General features: G+C 45.2%; 11 protein-coding genes. 10 read left to right on the forward strand and 1 reads right to left on the reverse strand.

Going from position 1 to position 17,953, the window contains the following annotated elements:
• Positions 1-10: 10 nt before the first annotated feature.
• A complete protein-coding gene (locus KFO40_RS00440) occupies positions 11-895 on the forward strand; it encodes a D-isomer specific 2-hydroxyacid dehydrogenase family protein (protein ID WP_211145958.1) in 885 nt (294 codons plus the stop codon).
• Here KFO40_RS00440 and KFO40_RS00445 read toward each other — a convergent pair.
• Complete coding sequence (locus KFO40_RS00445; RefSeq protein ID WP_211145959.1) at positions 878-1,666, reverse strand: aspartate dehydrogenase domain-containing protein; 789 nt, start codon at positions 1,664-1,666, stop codon at positions 878-880. The genes KFO40_RS00440 and KFO40_RS00445 overlap by 18 nt on opposite strands.
• A 279-nt stretch (positions 1,667-1,945) precedes the next feature.
• Between KFO40_RS00445 and KFO40_RS00450 the strand changes: the two genes are divergently transcribed.
• The 9 genes from KFO40_RS00450 (at position 1,946) to KFO40_RS00490 (ending at position 17,878) form a co-directional block, all read left to right on the forward strand.
• A complete protein-coding gene (locus tag KFO40_RS00450; protein WP_211145960.1) occupies positions 1,946-3,595 on the forward strand; it encodes a DUF6377 domain-containing protein in 1,650 nt (549 codons plus the stop codon).
• Between the two features lie 219 nt (positions 3,596-3,814).
• Positions 3,815-4,987 (forward strand): glycerophosphodiester phosphodiesterase family protein, encoded by a 1,173-nt coding sequence (locus tag KFO40_RS00455; RefSeq protein WP_008023863.1) that lies wholly within the window; start codon positions 3,815-3,817, stop codon positions 4,985-4,987.
• Positions 4,988-5,018: 31 nt separating this feature from the next.
• Positions 5,019-8,015: a SusC/RagA family TonB-linked outer membrane protein gene (locus tag KFO40_RS00460; protein WP_008023865.1), complete on the forward strand. Its 2,997-nt coding sequence runs from the start codon at positions 5,019-5,021 to the stop codon at positions 8,013-8,015.
• A 13-nt stretch (positions 8,016-8,028) separates the two neighbouring features.
• Entirely contained in the window at positions 8,029-9,804 is a 1,776-nt protein-coding gene (locus KFO40_RS00465) for a RagB/SusD family nutrient uptake outer membrane protein (RefSeq protein WP_008023866.1), read from the forward strand.
• 55 nt (positions 9,805-9,859) lie between these two features.
• Positions 9,860-11,311: a right-handed parallel beta-helix repeat-containing protein gene (locus tag KFO40_RS00470; protein ID WP_008023867.1), complete on the forward strand. Its 1,452-nt coding sequence runs from the start codon at positions 9,860-9,862 to the stop codon at positions 11,309-11,311.
• A 19-nt stretch (positions 11,312-11,330) separates the two neighbouring features.
• A complete protein-coding gene (locus KFO40_RS00475) occupies positions 11,331-12,224 on the forward strand; it encodes a fimbrillin family protein (RefSeq protein ID WP_008023868.1) in 894 nt (297 codons plus the stop codon).
• An 18-nt stretch (positions 12,225-12,242) separates the two neighbouring features.
• Positions 12,243-14,393, forward strand: a complete 2,151-nt coding sequence (locus tag KFO40_RS00480) for a fimbrillin family protein (protein ID WP_008023869.1) — start codon at positions 12,243-12,245, stop codon at positions 14,391-14,393.
• A 57-nt stretch (positions 14,394-14,450) separates the two neighbouring features.
• Positions 14,451-15,353, forward strand: coding sequence for a glycerophosphodiester phosphodiesterase family protein (locus KFO40_RS00485; RefSeq protein ID WP_211145961.1), 903 nt, complete (start codon positions 14,451-14,453; stop codon positions 15,351-15,353).
• A 17-nt stretch (positions 15,354-15,370) separates the two neighbouring features.
• Positions 15,371-17,878, forward strand: a complete 2,508-nt coding sequence (locus tag KFO40_RS00490) for a family 20 glycosylhydrolase (protein WP_211145962.1) — start codon at positions 15,371-15,373, stop codon at positions 17,876-17,878.
• Positions 17,879-17,953: the final 75 nt, after the last annotated feature.

Below are 17,953 nucleotides of genomic sequence, written 5' to 3' on the forward strand. Positions count from 1 at the left end.
ATAAAAAACGATGTTTCAGAAACTTGTAGCTATAGAACCGGTCAGCCTGGTTCCGTCGGCCGAAAAAGCGTTGTATTCATTTGCCAGTCAGGTGGTGATGTATCCTGATATACCCGCGAGTGATGATGAAATCATTGCCCGTATCGGAGATGCTGATGCGGTGCTTTTGAGTTACACCTCCCGTATCAACCGGTATGTACTTGAATGTTGTCCGAATGTGAAATACATTGGAATGTGTTGCTCACTCTATTCTCCCGAAAGTGCCAATGTCGATATTCGTTATGCCAATGAACGGGGGATCACGGTAACAGGTATCCGGGATTATGGTGACGAGGGAGTAGTGGAATATGTAGTCAGTGAATTGGTGCGCTGTTTGCATGGCTTCGGGCAGGAATCGTGGGAGGAGTTGCCACGTGAGATTACCGGATTGAAAGTCGGAATAGTCGGACTGGGTAAGTCGGGCGGCATGATAGCAGACGCTTTGAAGTTCTTTGGCGCTGATATTTCATATTATGCCCGCAGTGAAAAAGAAGCAGCTACTGCTAAAGGATATCGCTTTTTGCCATTGGAGAAACTCCTTGCAGAGAGTGAAGTCATTTGTTGTTGCCTTAATAAAAATACGGTTCTGCTGCATGAAGAGGAATTTAAGCAGATGGGTGACCGGAAGATCTTATTCAATACCGGTTTGTCGCCGGCATGGGATGAGGCTGCTTTTACTGAATGGCTGGAAGGTGATAACCTTTGCTTTTGTGATACGATAGGCGCATTGGGGAGTGAGCAACTGCTCAATCATCCGCATGTACGTTGTATGCAGGTGTCTACTGGCCGTACGCGTCAGGCGTTTGACCGCCTGAGCGCAAAAGTATTGGCCAATCTGTCAGAATACAATGGGTGATGCGATATTAATCAGGGTGCTCACTACTGACCACCCTGCAATATCTGATGTAGCGCTATAAATGTCTACTACGGCATGCACCTGGTCATTTTTGATTTCTACCTTTTGCGTATCTCCCACAAATCCGGGGGTAGATTGTATGGATACCTGCATGTTCTCCGGACCGACAGAAGCTCGTGAGGCGGCAACTGTAACATTCACTTTGGTTGGAAAGAGGCGAATAGCTTCCGCAGCACTTCCGGAGAAGACGGTACGTTGTTCCGTTTGCAAAGAATCATCATAAACGGGAGTTCCTTTGAGTCCATTAGGACCTTTTTCATTGAAGAAGCGAGCCGTCGTATTTCCCATCAGAGAGGCAGTTCTTAAAACATCGAATCCACCGGTAGCTCCGGATGCGATATAGATTCGTGTACCATTTGCCTTGGCGGTTTCTGCCACTTCCCGATAGAATGTCTCGTCTGCCAAAGCACCGATAGACAAGGTAATGACAGACGTTCCGTTTCTCAATGCCGGCAAAGCCAATTCCCGCATAGCGGCAGGAGAGGCCGATTCCACCAGATAATCTGGTTTTAATGCTAATAACTCTTCCAATGTGGCGCAAGCGATGCAAGGCTTGCCATGTTGCTGCATTTTATGAACGATGTGCGCTGCTTTTGAAGCCGTACGCGAATAGACACCTACCAAGTCATAATCTGGTAATAAGCCTTTGACAACTGCATCCGCAACGATTTCTGCAAGTCGTCCACATCCTACAATGACTAACTTTTTCATGCAACAAAGATAATACTTTTATTGGTAAGAGCTTGGATTGGTAATATGGTATTTATTTTCATCAGATCTGTATCTGGGAATGGATTTGTCTGATAGAGTAAGACTCATTTTTATTAATAATAATGTAACATATACTCTGTCTGGCTTCTGTTTTTTCTTTATAATAGTCTGTTTGTTCCTTTAATTTATGAGCCATTTATAGTTTAGGTTACGAAGATTTTCTCTACATTTGTCCGGTTAATCTCTATCATCTCATACTCACTAAAGTCTATCCGCCCAATGAAAAAGAACTGTCTACTCTGCTTTTTGCTCTTCTTTTCCTGTTATTCGGCTTTTGCTGGTGAAAGCCTGGATTCATTGTTGAATGTGCTTGATAAAACGATTAAGGAAGCCGATACTTATGTACAGGTCAAAGAGAATAAACTCCATGAACTGAAAAAAGAAGCACGAAAGACACCTCCCGTTTCTGTCGAACGCTATCATCTGAATAACGATATTTATCTTGAATATAAAGCATATAGTTCCGATTCCGCACTCCACTATCTGAATGAAAATATGCTGCTGGCCCGCCAGTTGAATGACAAAGAGCGGGAACTTAAAATTCAATTGGAGCTATCCTATCTGTTATCCTCCATCGGAATGTATATGGAAGCAGCGGATATACTTAACTCAATTGATCGTCAGACATTGCCATCGTCCCTTTTGGGATATTACTATACTTGTTACGAGCATGTATATTTCGAAGCAGGAGCGGCACAACCCCGATATAAGATGTTTGCTTCCCGTTATGCAAAATTGAGCCATGCATACCGTGATTCGATGCAGGTCACTTTAGATCCGTCCTCGGCTACATACCTGTGGTTACGTGAGACGCAATTAAGAGAAGCCGGAAAATACGATGAGGCTCTTGAATTCAGTGACCGTCGGCTTGCGGAATCTTCTTTCGGCACACCTCAATATGCATTGGTAGCCTATCAGCGTTTCCGTCTTTTTGAGAGCATGGGCAAGAAAGACGAGCATTTGTATTATCTGGTGCTTTCAGCCATCTCAGATGTGCGTTCCGCCATTAAAGAGCAATCTTCTTTGATGGTACTGGCACAAGAACTGAATAGCAAAGGAGATTTGAAACGTGCCTATGACTATATCAATTTCTCATGGGAAATATCACAATTCTATAAAACGCGGTTGCGGAGCTGGATGAATATCACCCCACTTTCTATGATAAACGGGAATTATCAGGATATTATCAAGCAGCAGAACCGGGAATTACTGATCTATATTGCGTGCGTAGCCTTGTTGGCATTACTGTTGGTGATCGCATTAATCTATATCTACCGGCAGATGAAAGCCCTTTCCATCGCGAAAAAAGGATTGCAGGAAGTAAACGAACGGCTCTTCTCGTTAAATGAAGAACTCGAAGAAGTGAACCGTCATCTTCGTTCCACCAATCTCGAGCTTTCCGAGTCCAATCTCATTAAAGAAGCCTATATTGCCCGTTTCTTCAAACTGTGCTCTGTATATGTAGACCGTTTGCAAGCGTACAGAAAGCTGGTAAACAAGAAACTGCAACGCGGACAAGTGGCAGAGTTGCTCAAAATGACACATCTTAGCAATGACATTGTAACCGTTGAAGTGCAAGAATTATATGCGAACTTTGATTCCGCTTTTCTGCATCTCTTTCCTAATTTCGTGGAATCTCTCAATGCCTTATTATTGCCGGATGAGCAAATTGTTTTGAAACCGGATGAACTACTGAATACCGAACTGCGTATTTTTGCTTTGATACGTTTGGGAATAAAAGACAGTTCGCAGATTGCGGAACTTCTGCATTACTCGGTGAATACAATCTATAATTACCGTTCGAGAGTAAAAACAAAAGCACGTGTTTCACGAGACGATTTTGAAGATTTGGTGGCAAAAATCCGTTAATAAAATCTGTGCCCAATCTACCTTTTAATGTGAGCTTGTTTAGAGGTAAGATATTAATAATCAAGTGGTTATTTCTTTGAGAGAATTGTAGATTTCCACTTATATTCCCTTTGCTATTTTTTATCGGGGCATTTCCCTCTATTTTTGTCATAACCGAACGGAACGAATAGGTTTCGCCTTCGGGAGTTCCTTTTTTTATTAACCTTTATAGAAATACAAATGAAAAATGAATTACTGCATTTTTTTGTTCCGGAAAAAGGAAGAAGAACAAAACGCCAGCCGATAAGCTGGTTATGCTGTTGGGCTATTCTATTGGGAATAGTCTGCAACGCTTGCTCTGACGATGATCCTGTAAAAAAGAATCCTTACCTGCAAGTAAGTACCCGTGCCCTGCTGAAAGAAGTGGTGGAGGTCAAATTCAACAACATTGATGGAAATACCGATATTACTGTCGATTTTGGTGACGGGACGGTCAAGGAAGGAAAAGCTGCTACCCCTATCACTTATGCCTATACCCAAAGTGGTGACTACACGCTGCATGTTACGGCAGGTCAGTATGAGGTGCAGAAGAGAATCCGTATCTATAATCTGTTGGCACTGACGGAGGCGATGAAGCAATTCAGAGAGCCGGACAACAAAAAAGTATGGGTCATGACACACCGGGCGCACACGTCGGACAGAACTGTTCCCGAAAATTCAGTCTCTTCCGTAGAAGATGCCATTGATTCGGGCGCGGAAGTGATCGAGTGTGATACTCATGTGACAAGTGACGGAGTGGTAGTGGTATGCCATGACCAAACCATTAATGCCACTACGGATGGCACAGGCGACATCACAAAAATGACCTATGCGGAATTACAGAAGTACAACCTGAAAGACCGGAATGGCCGGGTGACTGATGAAAAAATGCCTACTCTGGAAGAGTTTCTGAAAGCAGGCCGAGGTAGAATTTATTACAATCTCGACTACTCTCCGCGCACGGCTACTTCGCAGCAGGTGGTGGATATCGTGATGAAACTGGATATGATGGAATCTGTATTTTTCTATTGTAACAGTGCGCAGAAAGCAGAAGAAGTATTGGGCATTACTCCTAAAGCGCACGTGTACACATGGACAGGAAGTCATAAACCGATGATAGGGCTGCCGGGCAATTACTTTGTGCAATACAGCTACCTGACAAACGGAAAAAGCACTCCTTTGGGAAGTTCAATCAATGACGGAATGCTTGCTACGGTAAATATGCTTCCGGCAAGTGGCAGTAGCGTATCCGAATGGACACTGAACGAGGATTATCTGAATGAACTCTTGCAAATCTATCCGATGGTATGTATGATACAGACGGACTTACCGGACTTGTTGATTCCGGCATTACAGGCAAGAGGGCTTCGTTAACTTTATCATCTAATATAAAAATCATCTATTTATGAGAAATATTCATTTCAAAACGTGTACCTGTCTGTTAGGTATATTGCTGATGCTGTTTTCCGGTATTCAGGCAAGAGGAGCTTCTTTAGAAGTGCAGCAGGAACGTAAAATATCCGGTACGGTGATCGACGAAAAGGGGGAACCTGTCATCGGAGCTTCGGTGGTAGTTGTAGAGACGAAACAAGGCACCATCACCAATATCGACGGTAAATTTCAGGTGAATGCTCCGCAGAACGGTCGCCTGAAAATATCCTATATCGGTTATGAGACACAAGAGGTGGCTATCAAAGACCGGCAATTACTGAAAATCGTGTTGAAAGAAGAATCCACAGCGTTGAATGAAGTGGTAGTGGTGGGTTATGGTACGATGAAACGGAAAGAAATGACCTCGGCTATTTCCCATGTCGGTGCGAAAGACCTGAATCAAATCTCCAGTCTCGATGCTTCCATGCTGTTGCAGGGGAAAGTATCCAGTGTATCTGTTTCCAATACGGCTTTGGCCGATCCGAACAGTACGGGAAGTATCCAGATTCGTGGCATATCTTCGCGTAATGCCGGGCTGGGCCCGTTGATTGTTGTAGACGGAGTGCCAGGAGGCGATATGACGAATATCAATCCCGCCGATATTGAATCGATCGATGTGTTGAAAGACGGTGCCGCTTCCGCTATCTACGGTACACGGGGTAGCAACGGTGTGATCCTTGTGAATCTGAAAAAAGGAACCCGTGACGGGGAAGTGCATACGACTTACAGTGCTGCCGTCACCTTCAATAAAGCAAAGAAAGAGCTCGACATTATGAATGCGGAAGAATATCGTGCTTACCGCACGGTTTCCAATCCACTTTCCGATATGGGAGCCAGTACGGACTGGTTTGATGCCGTTACCCGTTTGGGAGTGACACACATGCACACGTTGACCTTCTCCGGAGGCAATGCGAGAACCAATTATCGTGTAACAGCCGATTATCGCAAAGCGCAGGGAATTGACTTGCGTTCCGACCGTAGGGAATATGGTGCGCGTGCTACCATCAGCCACACAACGAAAGACGGCCTGTTTACCTTTGCAGCTAACATGACTCCCCGTGTCATCGACCGGAACAAGTCAGCCAGTGTCTATGGCAGTGTCATCAAGAATAATCCGACAATGCCGGTTTATGATCCTGAATCAGCTAACGGATATTATCGTTTTCCGTCTGGAGGCGACAGCTCGAATATTGTCGAACAATTGAATGAGGAAGAGAATGGCACAGAGATTAAATTGCTGGAATGGAATGCTACTGCTGCCGTTAATTTGTTGCCGTTGTTCAATCCTAATAATCCGAACATGGTCTTGAAATCACAGGTTACTGTTTCACAGTATCAGGTGGATAAGTTCAACGGATGGTTCATTCCGTCTACTTATGGTCCCAATGTCAATTCGGGCGTTGCCGGAAAAGCGAGCCGTGACTTTGATAAAAACACTAACAACAATCTCGAATGGGTGACCAACTTCTCTACACGCATCAAGGATCATCAAATCCGTGCAATGGTAGGTTATAGCTACAATTATGGGGTAAGTTCGGGTATGGGAGCCGAAAACTGGGACTTCTCTTCCGACGGATTGACGTACAATAATCTGGGCTCCGGTCTGGAAGCAGCCAAAGAAGGAAAAACCATGATGAGTTCTTATAAAAATGACCATAAATTAATCAGCTTCTTCGGACGTGTCAATTACGATTGGAAAGAGCGCTATCTGTTCACTTTCTCTTTACGCCACGAAGGTTCCTCCCGCTTTGGTGAGAATCATAAATGGGGTAATTTCCCGGCGATATCTGTCGGCTGGCGTATCTCGGATGAGAAGTTTATGAAAGGACTCTCATGGATTGACGACTTGAAAGTGCGTTATGACTATGGGGTGACAGGTAATCAGGAAATAGGTAATTACCAGTCTTTGGCAACCTATAGAGCCTATGGCTGGTATCAGTATGGCGGCAACAACTTCCATGTATGGGGACCGAGTAAGAATGTCAATTCGGAACTCCGTTGGGAGAAAGGGCACAATCAGAATATCGGTTTGGACTTCTCGCTCTTCAAGCACAAAGTGACCGGGTCATTTAACTATTTCCACCGTAAACAAAGCGATTTGCTCGGTAGCTATTCCGTATCGGTTCCGCCCAATTTGTTTTCTACTATCTATGCCAATGTAGGTACATTGCGCAATACCGGTTTCGAGCTTGACATAACCGTAAATGCTGTCCGGACAAAGGATTTCACTTATAGTTTCACCTTAGTGGGAGCTACCAATAACAATAAGTTTGTCAGCTTCTCCAATGATGTATACAAGGGACAGAAATATTACTCCACCTGCAACATGGCGAATCCTAACAATCCGGGATATTTGCAGCGGATTGAAGAAGGCGAACGTATCGGCAACTACTTCACCTACCGCTATGCAGGAGTGGATAAAAAGGGTGACTGGCTGATTTATGACAAGAAAGGAAATGTGATTCCTGTTGCGCAGGGTACGGAAGAAGACAAGGCAGTGACCGGAAACGGTTTGCCGAAATTCACCGGTTCTATGACGCACAACTTCACTTACAAGAACTTCGACTTGACTGTTGCCCTCCGTGGTGCTGCCGGGTTTGATATATTCAATGTGCACGATTTCTATTTCGGCTTGCAGAGTATGAGTACCAACCAGTTGACTACCGCCTATTCGAAGAATGCGCATATCATGACGGGTAAGAATGTGATTACCGACTATTTCATCGAACCGGGTGATTACCTGAAGATAGACAACATCACTTTAGGATATACCATGAACCTGAATAAGAAGTATATTGAAAAGATACGTTTGTTCGGCACAGCCAACAATCTTTATACATTCACGAAGTTCACCGGTGTAGACCCTTCTACCTACGAAGTGAACGGACTGACGCCGGGTACTTTCGGAGGAGGATACAACTATTATCCGTCTGCCTTCCAGTTTATTTTAGGTTTACAAGTTAGTTTTTAAAAAAAGAACCATTATGAAAATAACAAAATATATCATAGGATTAAGTATGATGGCGGGCACAGTGTTAGGCTTACCGTCTTGTACGGATCTGTCGGAAACGGTGTATGACCAGGTGATGTCCAAAAACTATTATAACACGAAACAGGATGTTATCAACGCCGTTTTCCGTCCCTTTGAGCACATGTATTGCTGTATCTGGATACGCCATGAGAACGAGGAACTTCCCGCAGACCAGTTGATTACTCCCACTCGTGGCACTTGGTGGTACGATGGAGGTTTGTGGGAAATGTATCACCGTCATCAATATGATGATATCAATCAGGGCGACTGGTTGAGCGAATGGGAAAACTTTTATGTAGGTATCGGCCAATGTAATATGGTATTGGACGACTTGAACCAATTGAATCCGTCCAATTTTGGTTTGAGTGACAGTGAATTTGAAAGTTTTAAAGCACAGTTGCGCTGTATGCGTGCCTGGGGTTATCTCCGTCTGTTGAATACCCATCGCAACTGTATTCTCACCACTACATCAGACCAGGCTGTGAACGAACTGCCGGAAAACCGGAAGCAAGTCTCTCCGCAAATAATGTTCGATTTCATCGAGAGTGAATTGAAAGATTACTGTCTGGCAGCTTTGCCCGTCAAGAGTGGACAATCTGGGAATGGTAGCCAACAGGGACAGTTCACGAAAGCTGCTGCGGCATCCTTATTGGTGCGTCTCTATTTGAATGCGGAGGTATGGATTGGTCAGGCGAAATGGCAGGAATGTATCGATATGTGTAAACGTATCACGGGAGGAGAGTTCGGATATTATGCGATTGCCGATAACTGGTATGAACCTTTCGACTGGAACAATGAAATGTGCAATGAGGTGATCTTCGGTTTTCCCGGTTCTTACGGGCTGACCAGCTGGCATCTGCAAAATGACAGAAGAACGGTTTACGGACGTGGTTTGCCTTATGGTAGTGCGTATTACCTGAAAATAGAGGGAAACGGCGAACGGAATCCGAAATACGCGCTTTCACCGAGCTATGACAATCAGCAGCCACGCGAACTGTTCGACTATGGATTGGGAATGGTTACCCGGAAGTTTGCCAAATATCAGGGGGACATACGTTATAAGCAATATGTAAACACCGGTAACAATACCCGCGAAGGTATGTTTTTTCTCGAAGGTAAGATTGCCAACTCCGCTGTCAGTGGAGGATATGCCAAGAACCCGGATAATCAATATGTGATTTATTTGCGTGACCAGGTCGGACGATTTGAGGGAAATGCAGAGTCAGGTTATATCTCTAATCCGGCTTATAAGGAATCTAAATTGGGTAATGGTGACTTCAATTCCGGACTTTACTGTGTGAAGTATCCTTTCTATCCGTTTACCGGAGGTTATTATATTGAGTCCGACTATACAGAGATTCGTTTGGCAGAGATTATTTATTCTCAAGCTGAAGCCCTTCTCCGTCTCGGACAAGCAGGTGAGGCTGGCAAATTGCTGAACAGCGTGCGTAAGCGCAACTACGAAAACTTTACAGCGAATATCGCTTACCAGCCGGAAGGCAACGTGGTACTCGATCAGAAAGAAATGTTGGATGAGTGGGGACGGGAATTTCTGGCGGAAAGCCGTCGTCGTACAGACTTGATTCGTTTCGGCAGGTATCAGGAAGCATGGTGGGACAAACCACGGGATGCGGACAATCATTATGAACTGTTCCCCTTGTCGCAGACACAACTGGAACAGAATGAATACCTGAAACAGAATCCCGGTTATCCGGATATTGCCCGGTGAAATCGGTGAATTTGTGATTATTCTTATCTAATGTACAAGTTAAAAAAGAAAGAAAATGAAAAATAGTTTATTCATAATATCGAAGCTATGTATGCTGGCTTTCATTCTCCTGTTGGCACAGGGATGCCAGGAAGACTATGAGATGATAGATCCGCCGATGATGACCGACTACGACGATGATCTGGACGAAGAAGTGATTATGCAGAAAGGACTGGAGAGTTACTTCGTGACTCAATTCGGTGAAGGGGAAATGGATGGTAGTTCCTGGGAACAGGCGTTGGATGTGGCTGGCTTCCGTAAGTTGTTGAGCGGTTCTGTCGATCTGTCCAAGAGTACGATTTACATGAGTCAGGGGAAATATGTCATGTCCGAAGAAAGTGGACTTGGTGTAATTGTTCGCAAGAATGTAAAGGCGATTAAGGGCGGATATAGTCAGTTTAGCGAAGGGACCGATGTTTCGGCACGTGATATAGATGCGTATGTGACTGTTATCAGCGGCGATGTGAACGGAAATAAACAGGCGGATGCCGGTGACTGTGGTTTGTTATTGGTGAAGAAAGGGCATATTGCCATTGAGGGAGTTACTTTCCAATATGGATATGTGTCTGAAGCAGATGCCAGTACAACCGAATGTGGTAGTGGAATTTACGTGAGCGGTGGTGTCGGTGATACTTCCATCGAGTTGACCGATTGCGTGATTAGAGATTGTACGTCAGCAGTAACGACTTCTGCCAAGCAGGGTGGTCCGGCAGTCTTTGTCTTGTCGGGACAGGTGCGGCTGAATAAGGTGAACTTGCTGGATAATAAGGCTGTCGGTCGTGGAGGAGCTGTTCGTTGTAGTAGCAAGACAGCGGTGGTGTTTATGAATGGTTGTCTGTTGAAAGGCAACTCTCATAACGGCTCGTGGGGAAATGGAATTCAGATGTCGGAAGGACATATCTGTATTAACAATACCACGCTGATAGATAATATGGGGACGGGTGCCGCTTTGAACGGAGGAGGAAGCATCCTGCTGACCAATAATACAATCATTGGAAATGCGAGCGATACTCATGGAGCGGTACGTTGTGAGACAGGTGCCGGTGGTGATACGAAGTTTATTAATAACCTGTTGATCTCTGAAAATCCTTCGGCTCCGAGCTTTAATCTGAATGGCAGTAACTTTGAAGCCTTCTCAAAAGGATATAATGTGTATCAGCGCGTGACGGGAATAACGATGAGCGCGTCCGACACGGCTTATCCCAATCCGGTGAATGGCACGCTGAATGAAAAGGGAGTGTATGTGTGGGATCTCAATCTGATTGGTTCGGTAAAAGGATATGCTACCAAACAGGCGGTGATAGAAGTTGCGAAAAGTTTTAATCCGGTGGCTTCGCCTATTGCTGATTTGGGAGAAGTGTTTGTGGAATGGATCGGTGAAGATGCTTTCGGTATAGACCAACGCGGAGTGACTCGTAATGCGAACAAGATGCAAGCCGGTGCTTATGATGCGGTTCTGACAAATTAAACTTTAAAACGACTGTAACATGAAGAAGATATTTTATATAATAGCTTTGGGTATCGCACTAGCCGGATGCTCAAACAACGAGGATGAGTTACTATCAACGGGCAGTTTCCCCGAAGATCATGTCATCCGCGTCATTACCGAAGTGAATGAACCTCTGTCGCGTGCAGGGTATGACGCCATGAATCTGGAACGTTTCGGATTAATGATCCGGAACAGCGAAAATGCTGCTTATAACTATCATAAACAAATGGTTGGTTCCGGCAGTGCATGGAGTACGTCTGACGGTCAACAGATGCTTTGGGATGCAGAAAGAACACCTGTGACGATGATAGCGTATGCGCCATTTATGAGTGAAGCCACTCCGGACGCTTCGTTGACGGTCAATGCGTTAACCAACCAGTCTACCGAAGAAAATGTGAAATCCTCCGATTTCCTGTTGATGAAAGCAACAGTTGACCCGGAGCAGGATTTGACGGCAGATGGGAAACTGAAAATCTCTTTGAATCATGCCATGAGTAAGTTGATTATAAAAATCACGGTCAATGGTACGACGGATGCTTCCATGAGTAAGTTAGGAGATATGGCTATCAATGGGGCTGTTGTCAATGCCACTTGTGATTTGTCAGCAGCGGCTCCGGTAGTTGTTCCTGCGGCGGATGCGGTAGTGGCAACTGTGGCTCCCTATAAAGGGACGGAATCTTGCGAATGTATCCTGCCTCCTCAAAAAATAGCAGAGGGCTTCTCTGTCAATTTCAGCTATGACGGGAAACTGTATATCTGGACTGCTAAAGAGGCCATTGAACTGGAAGAAGGAGTGGAACATACCTTAACTCTCAATGTAAACACAACAGTCCGACTGGCTGCTAAAATGGCCAGAAATTGGGCAACCGGGCAACTTATCGACCGGAATTAAAGAAGGAGGAGATAAACGATGAAGATTACAAAACTGATATTGGCTGCGTATTTACTGACGAGTATGGCGGCTTGTGATACAGATAAGAATATAGCTATGTATGGTGAAGATTCCGGTGCTATCCGGATTGAAGCCTCTATTAATACTGCCTTTACCCGCAGTAATCCCGGTGCGGCGGGAGATCAGCAGAAACAATTTAATGAGGGTGATGAGATTCAGTTAAGTTGTGAGGATGGGTATTTGAGCTATGTACTCTCGGAAGGAAAATGGATACCGACGGATAACTATTATTTAAGGTGGGGTGCGGAGCCGGTGACTTACTCGGCTTTCTATCCGGTGGTGAGCGGAGCCAGTACGGCCAACTTTACACTTCCCACCAACCAGCAACGTCTGGAAAACCTGGCCAAAGCCGACTATATGACATGTACTGTGGAGAATGCAACAGATGATGGTTCCCGTATTCTTCGTTTGGGTATGAACCGGAAAATGGCAAAAGTGATTATGACGCTTGCAGATGTAGGCGGACAAGGCAAGGTGCAGGGAGTAAAGATCGGTTCTTATCAGGGATACACGAATGGTGAAGTGGTATCGGGCACTTCTTTGATATCACCGTTCATTACAGTTCCCGAAGGTGGTAAGGCAGGACAGAACGGTTGTACTTATACTGCCATCGTAGCTCCCGGAAAAGCCGGAACCACCGCTACCTTTGTCTCTTTGAATTATTTGGGAGAAGATTTGGTATTACCCGGTATTCCGGAATTGAAGCCCGCAAAGTGTTATGAATTCACGCTGAAAGTGGAAGGTTCGATTATAAGTATTAGTGAACCCATTGTGTCTCCGTGGGATAGCGGTACTTTGCCGGGAGGAGATGCGGAAGAACTGCAGCTTGCGGCTTATTACGTAAAAGAACAGCCTGCCGGAAACGCAACCGGTATGGATTGGGATAATGCTATGGGAGTGGATGCGCTGCGCAACTTGTTACAAACGAATGGTAACAGTGACATCTCCAACGCCAATGCAGTCAAACTGGATGGCAAGAAGATTTATGTAGCTGCAGGCTCTTATGAGATGGCGAAAGAAAATTCCGGCGTGAAGATAGAATATAGCGGTTATAGCAAGCAAGTGGAAATAACGATTGAAGGCGGATATGATCCTTTAAGCACGGGAACGGACTTGACGAAGCGTGACATTAGCAAACACACGACTGCTTTTGTCAGAAATGCCGGTAGTGGAGCGTCTGCGACATCCAACTCTTTATTAGTATTGGGCAATCAAACAAATATTATTTTCGACGGTTGTACTTTCAACGGACAATATGGATTGAACGATGCAGGAAGTGTCCGTGCCGTATTTGTTGCGGCAGGTGGAGGTGATGCAACCCTGCAACTGAATAATTGTGTCATCAAGAACTTCAATCGCGGAAGTGATGGTGGAACAGATGGTGGAGCAGCCGTTAAAGTATCAAAGGGAAGAGTCTTGCTAAATGATGTAGAGATGGTGAATAACAAGGCGACCGCAAGGGGAGGAGCCATCACTACCACCGCTGCAAACAGCTTCCTGTTTATGAACAACTGCTTGTTGCATGAGAATTATGCACCGGGCGCCTGGGGAACTGCCATTCATGCCGGAAACGGATATGCCTGTATGAATAATGTAACCGTACTAGGTACCACCGCTACCGGAGGAAATAGTATCACAGTCAATGGAGATGCTTATTTTATGCTTGCCAATACTACCATTGTTGGAAATTCAGGTAATCCGAACGGTGTCTTCCGTGCAGGGAAGAACGCGTCTCTGGTGGTCAACTCTTTATTTGCCAAAGGAGCCGGAAACAGGACGATTTATGCAGGTAATATCACTTCCGGCGGATATAATGTATATCAGGCTGCGGATGCAGGCTGGGGAGCTATTGCTACGGACACGGACTATTCATCCCAAACTCTTCCCGCCGCAATTTTGACCGATGGTGTTTACCAATGGACGGTAACCGGTACTATTGATGAATTTGCAACGAAACAGGCTGTAATTGATGCGGTGAAATCTTTCGACGCAACTGTGGGACAGCAATTTATCAATTGGGTGGGTGAAAACGGCTTTGGAGTAGACCAACGAGGAGTTGCCCGTAATGTCAACAAGATGCAGGCTGGTGCTTATGATGCCGGGTTGTAGCAGTGAGGCAATAGGTAGTTGAACAAAATTGAGCAGAAAGATTAAATAATGATAGATATGAAGAAAAGCAGGTTTATAGTGCTTTTGTTACTTTTCTGTTTGCAGCCAGGTTTCCTGGCTGCACAACGGGCGGAGGCCATCCGCAAGGATGTATTGAATCCGTGCCTGGACAAAGTATTGGTGGTGGCGCACCGTGGAAATTGGAGTATTGCCCCCGAAAACTCCCTGGCGGCTATCGATAGTGCTATTCGGATGAAAGTGGACATTGTAGAGATTGATATCCGTAAGACGAAAGATGGTCAGCTGGTACTGATGCATGATGATACGGTAGATCGCACCACCAATGGTACAGGAAAAGTGAAAGATAAGACATTGGCTGAAATAAAGCAACTTCGGTTGAAAGATAAAGACGGCCGACTGACGGAACATACGGTTCCTACTTTGGAAGAAGCTTTGCTGGCTGCCAAAGGCCAGATAATGGTTAATCTGGATAAGGCTTACAGCATTTTTGATGATGTATATGTGATATTGAAGAAAACCGATACTGCCGATTTAGTGATAATGAAAGGTGCCCAACCCGTGGAGACGGTGAAGCGGGAGTTTGGTTCTTATCTGGATAAGGTAATCTATATGCCTGTCGTAACGATTGATGAGGAGAAATCGATGAAGGTGGTCGAGGACTATATGGAACAGTTGCATCCGGTTGCTTTTGAGTTGTGTTACCGGAATGTTGCAAGTCCGGTGCCTGCCCGGATGGAACGCAGGCTGGCAGGGAAAAGTCTGATTTGGTATAACACTTTGTGGGCTTCTCTGGCAGGAGGACATGATGATGAGGCTGCCAGGAAAGATCCGGACGCAAATTATGGGTATCTGATAAACAAGTTGGGGGCAAGAATCCTCCAAACAGACAGTCCGGCTTTTATGCTCGATTATTTGAGAAGTAAAGGATGGCATGACTAATCACTAAGACTAAATTTATGAATGATATAAAGTTTTCTTTATGGGCAGCGGGATGGTTGTTCATCCTGCTCCTTGCAGGCAGTTGTAAGTCGGCGAATGAATCGAGAGCTCCGGTTGCTTTAACCTGGGAAATGGGAAGCTACGATGGGAATGGTAAATATTATGAGAATTCTTTTGTACTGAAGAATGTTTCGGATGCTCCTATAGGAAAGGATTGGGAGATTTATTATTCGCAGTTTCCCCGTTCGATCCGGCAGGATGCTTCGTCGCCGGTTAGGGTAGAGGAAGTAAATGCGACCCTATTTAAAATATATCCGGGAGAAGGATTTCTTTCACTGGCTCCGGGAGATTCATTGAAAGTGATATTCCAGTGTGACGGGGAAGTGCCGAAGAATTCACATGCGCCCGAAGGGAGTTATTGGGTAAGTCAGTCGGGGGCATCGAAAGGTAAGCCGCTGCCTGTGACGTTACATGCCATTCCATTGCCTATTACGGAATGGCAAAGGACGGCTGCACGGAAGACGTACGAAACCAATCTTCGTTTACTAAATGCAGATACTCCGGAGTTCCGGACGACGGATATCATACCTTCCGTAAAAAAGGTATTTGTTACCGGAGGGGAAACGGTGTTGGAAAAACAACTTGCTTTGACTTTCCATGAGGATTTTGCCAATGAAGGAAAACTGTTGAAAGAGAAGCTCACTGCATGGCATGGATTGGAAGTTGTGCCGGAAGCCTCGGTAACCATTGTCTTGGACTATCTTTCTGACAGGAAAAAAGCAGTCAATGAGGAATATTATGAACTGTGCATTGACGGTCAGCAAATAAGGATTAGTGCCGCTACTCCACATGGAGTTTTTAATGGTACACAGACCCTGTTAGGATTGCTGAAAGGGCAGGAAAGCCCGTTCCGGTTGGAAGCAATGTCTATACAGGATTATCCTGACTTATTATACCGGGGACAGATGCTTGATATTGCCCGGAATTATACAACGGTGGATCACTTAAAGAAGCTGATTGATATACTCTCTTCTTACAAACTGAATGTGCTCCAGTTCCATTTCTCGGATGATGAAGGTTGGCGGCTGGAAATTCCGGGATTGGAGGAGCTGACTGCAATCGGTTCGCGGCGGGGACATACAACCGATGAAAAGGACTGGTTGTATCCGGCTTATGATGGCGGATATGATCCGTATGCCGCAACATCGGGAAATGGTTATTATACCCGGGAGGAATTCATTGATTTATTACGATATGCGGCGGAAAGACATGTGCAGGTCATCCCGGAAATAGAATCCCCCGGCCATGCACGTGCGGCGATTGTGGCAATGAATGTACGTTATAAGAAATACATCGATACCGATCCGGAGAAAGCGAAAGAATATCTTTTGAGTGACTTGCAGGATACTTCCCGGTATGTTTCGGCACAAGCCTATACGGATAATGTTATGAATGTAGCCTTGCCCTCCACTTATCGTTTTATGGAAAAGGTGATTCAGGAAATAGTGGCTATGTATAAGGAAGCCGGTGCACCGCTGACTACCATCCATTTGGGAGGTGATGAAGTGGCTAAGGGCGCTTGGATGGGTTCCCCTTTATGCAGGGCGTTAATGGAAGAGCAAGGCATGGAAAAAGCGCATGACCTGGCCGAATATTTCATCACCCGGGTAGTTGATTGTCTGCAACAGCATCATTTGTCTTTTAATGGCTGGCAGGAAGTAGCTTTGGGGCATAAGAGAGATACGCATACTTATTTATCCCAGCGGGCATCCGGTATCAATTCGTGGAAGACTGTTCCGGAATGGAAAGAGGATGAAATACCTTATCAGATAGCCAATAACGGTTATCCGGTCATCCTCTGCAATGTGAATAACTTCTATCTGGATTTGGCTTATGATGCTCATCCCGATGAACCGGGACACTTTTGGGGAGGATATGTGGATGAATCCAAAGCATTCTCCATGCTTCCGTTCGATGTCTATCGTTCTTCACGTACGGATATGGCGGGCAATCCGGTGGAAATTGGTTCCGCAGGAAAAGGAAAAACGACATTGACCGCATCCGGCAGGAAACAAATAAAAGGGGTACAGGCACAACTGTTTGCCGAAACAATTCGAGGATTTCAATGGGTAGAATATTATATGTTCCCTAAAGTGATGGGACTGGTAGAGCGTGGCTGGAATGCGCATCCGGATTGGGAAACGCTTTCCGGCGTAGCGGAGCAGCAAGCCTTTGACCGAGATCTGGCACTGTTCTATGAAAAAATCAGTGTAAAGGAAATGCCTTGCTGGAGCCGGATGGGGGTAAACTTCCGTTTACCTCATCCCGGACTCACCATCCGGGACGGACTTCTGTATGCAAATACTTCTATCGAAGGAGCACAGATACGCTATACGACGGATGGGACTGAACCGACGGTTGAGTCGGAGCTATGGGAGACTCCCGTAGCCTGTCAGGCTGCTGTTGTAAAAGCAAAGTTGTTTTATAGGGATAAGCAAAGTGTGACCAGCTGTTATTGGCAGTAATTAGTGGAATAGTAGAATAGATGTACTTTTAATTTCTAGCCGTTTTATTCTTTAAAATACGAAGATTTTCTCTAC

Source organism: Bacteroides sp. 1001302B_160321_D4, from assembly GCF_015667765.1.
GTDB lineage: Bacteria > Bacteroidota > Bacteroidia > Bacteroidales > Bacteroidaceae > Bacteroides > Bacteroides xylanisolvens.

What these genes read in the sequence shown, in the direction of transcription:
- KFO40_RS00440 (WP_211145958.1), top strand. Translation starts at nt 11, where the DNA reads ATGTTTCAGAAACTTGTAGCTATAGAACCGGTCAGCCTGGTTCCGTCG.
- KFO40_RS00445 (WP_211145959.1), bottom strand. Translation starts at nt 1,666, where the DNA reads ATGAAAAAGTTAGTCATTGTAGGATGTGGACGACTTGCAGAAATCGTT.
- KFO40_RS00450 (WP_211145960.1), top strand. Translation starts at nt 1,946, where the DNA reads ATGAAAAAGAACTGTCTACTCTGCTTTTTGCTCTTCTTTTCCTGTTAT.
- KFO40_RS00455 (WP_008023863.1), top strand. Translation starts at nt 3,815, where the DNA reads ATGAAAAATGAATTACTGCATTTTTTTGTTCCGGAAAAAGGAAGAAGA.
- KFO40_RS00460 (WP_008023865.1), top strand. Translation starts at nt 5,019, where the DNA reads ATGAGAAATATTCATTTCAAAACGTGTACCTGTCTGTTAGGTATATTG.
- KFO40_RS00465 (WP_008023866.1), top strand. Translation starts at nt 8,029, where the DNA reads ATGAAAATAACAAAATATATCATAGGATTAAGTATGATGGCGGGCACA.
- KFO40_RS00470 (WP_008023867.1), top strand. Translation starts at nt 9,860, where the DNA reads ATGAAAAATAGTTTATTCATAATATCGAAGCTATGTATGCTGGCTTTC.
- KFO40_RS00475 (WP_008023868.1), top strand. Translation starts at nt 11,331, where the DNA reads ATGAAGAAGATATTTTATATAATAGCTTTGGGTATCGCACTAGCCGGA.
- KFO40_RS00480 (WP_008023869.1), top strand. Translation starts at nt 12,243, where the DNA reads ATGAAGATTACAAAACTGATATTGGCTGCGTATTTACTGACGAGTATG.
- KFO40_RS00485 (WP_211145961.1), top strand. Translation starts at nt 14,451, where the DNA reads ATGAAGAAAAGCAGGTTTATAGTGCTTTTGTTACTTTTCTGTTTGCAG.
- KFO40_RS00490 (WP_211145962.1), top strand. Translation starts at nt 15,371, where the DNA reads ATGAATGATATAAAGTTTTCTTTATGGGCAGCGGGATGGTTGTTCATC.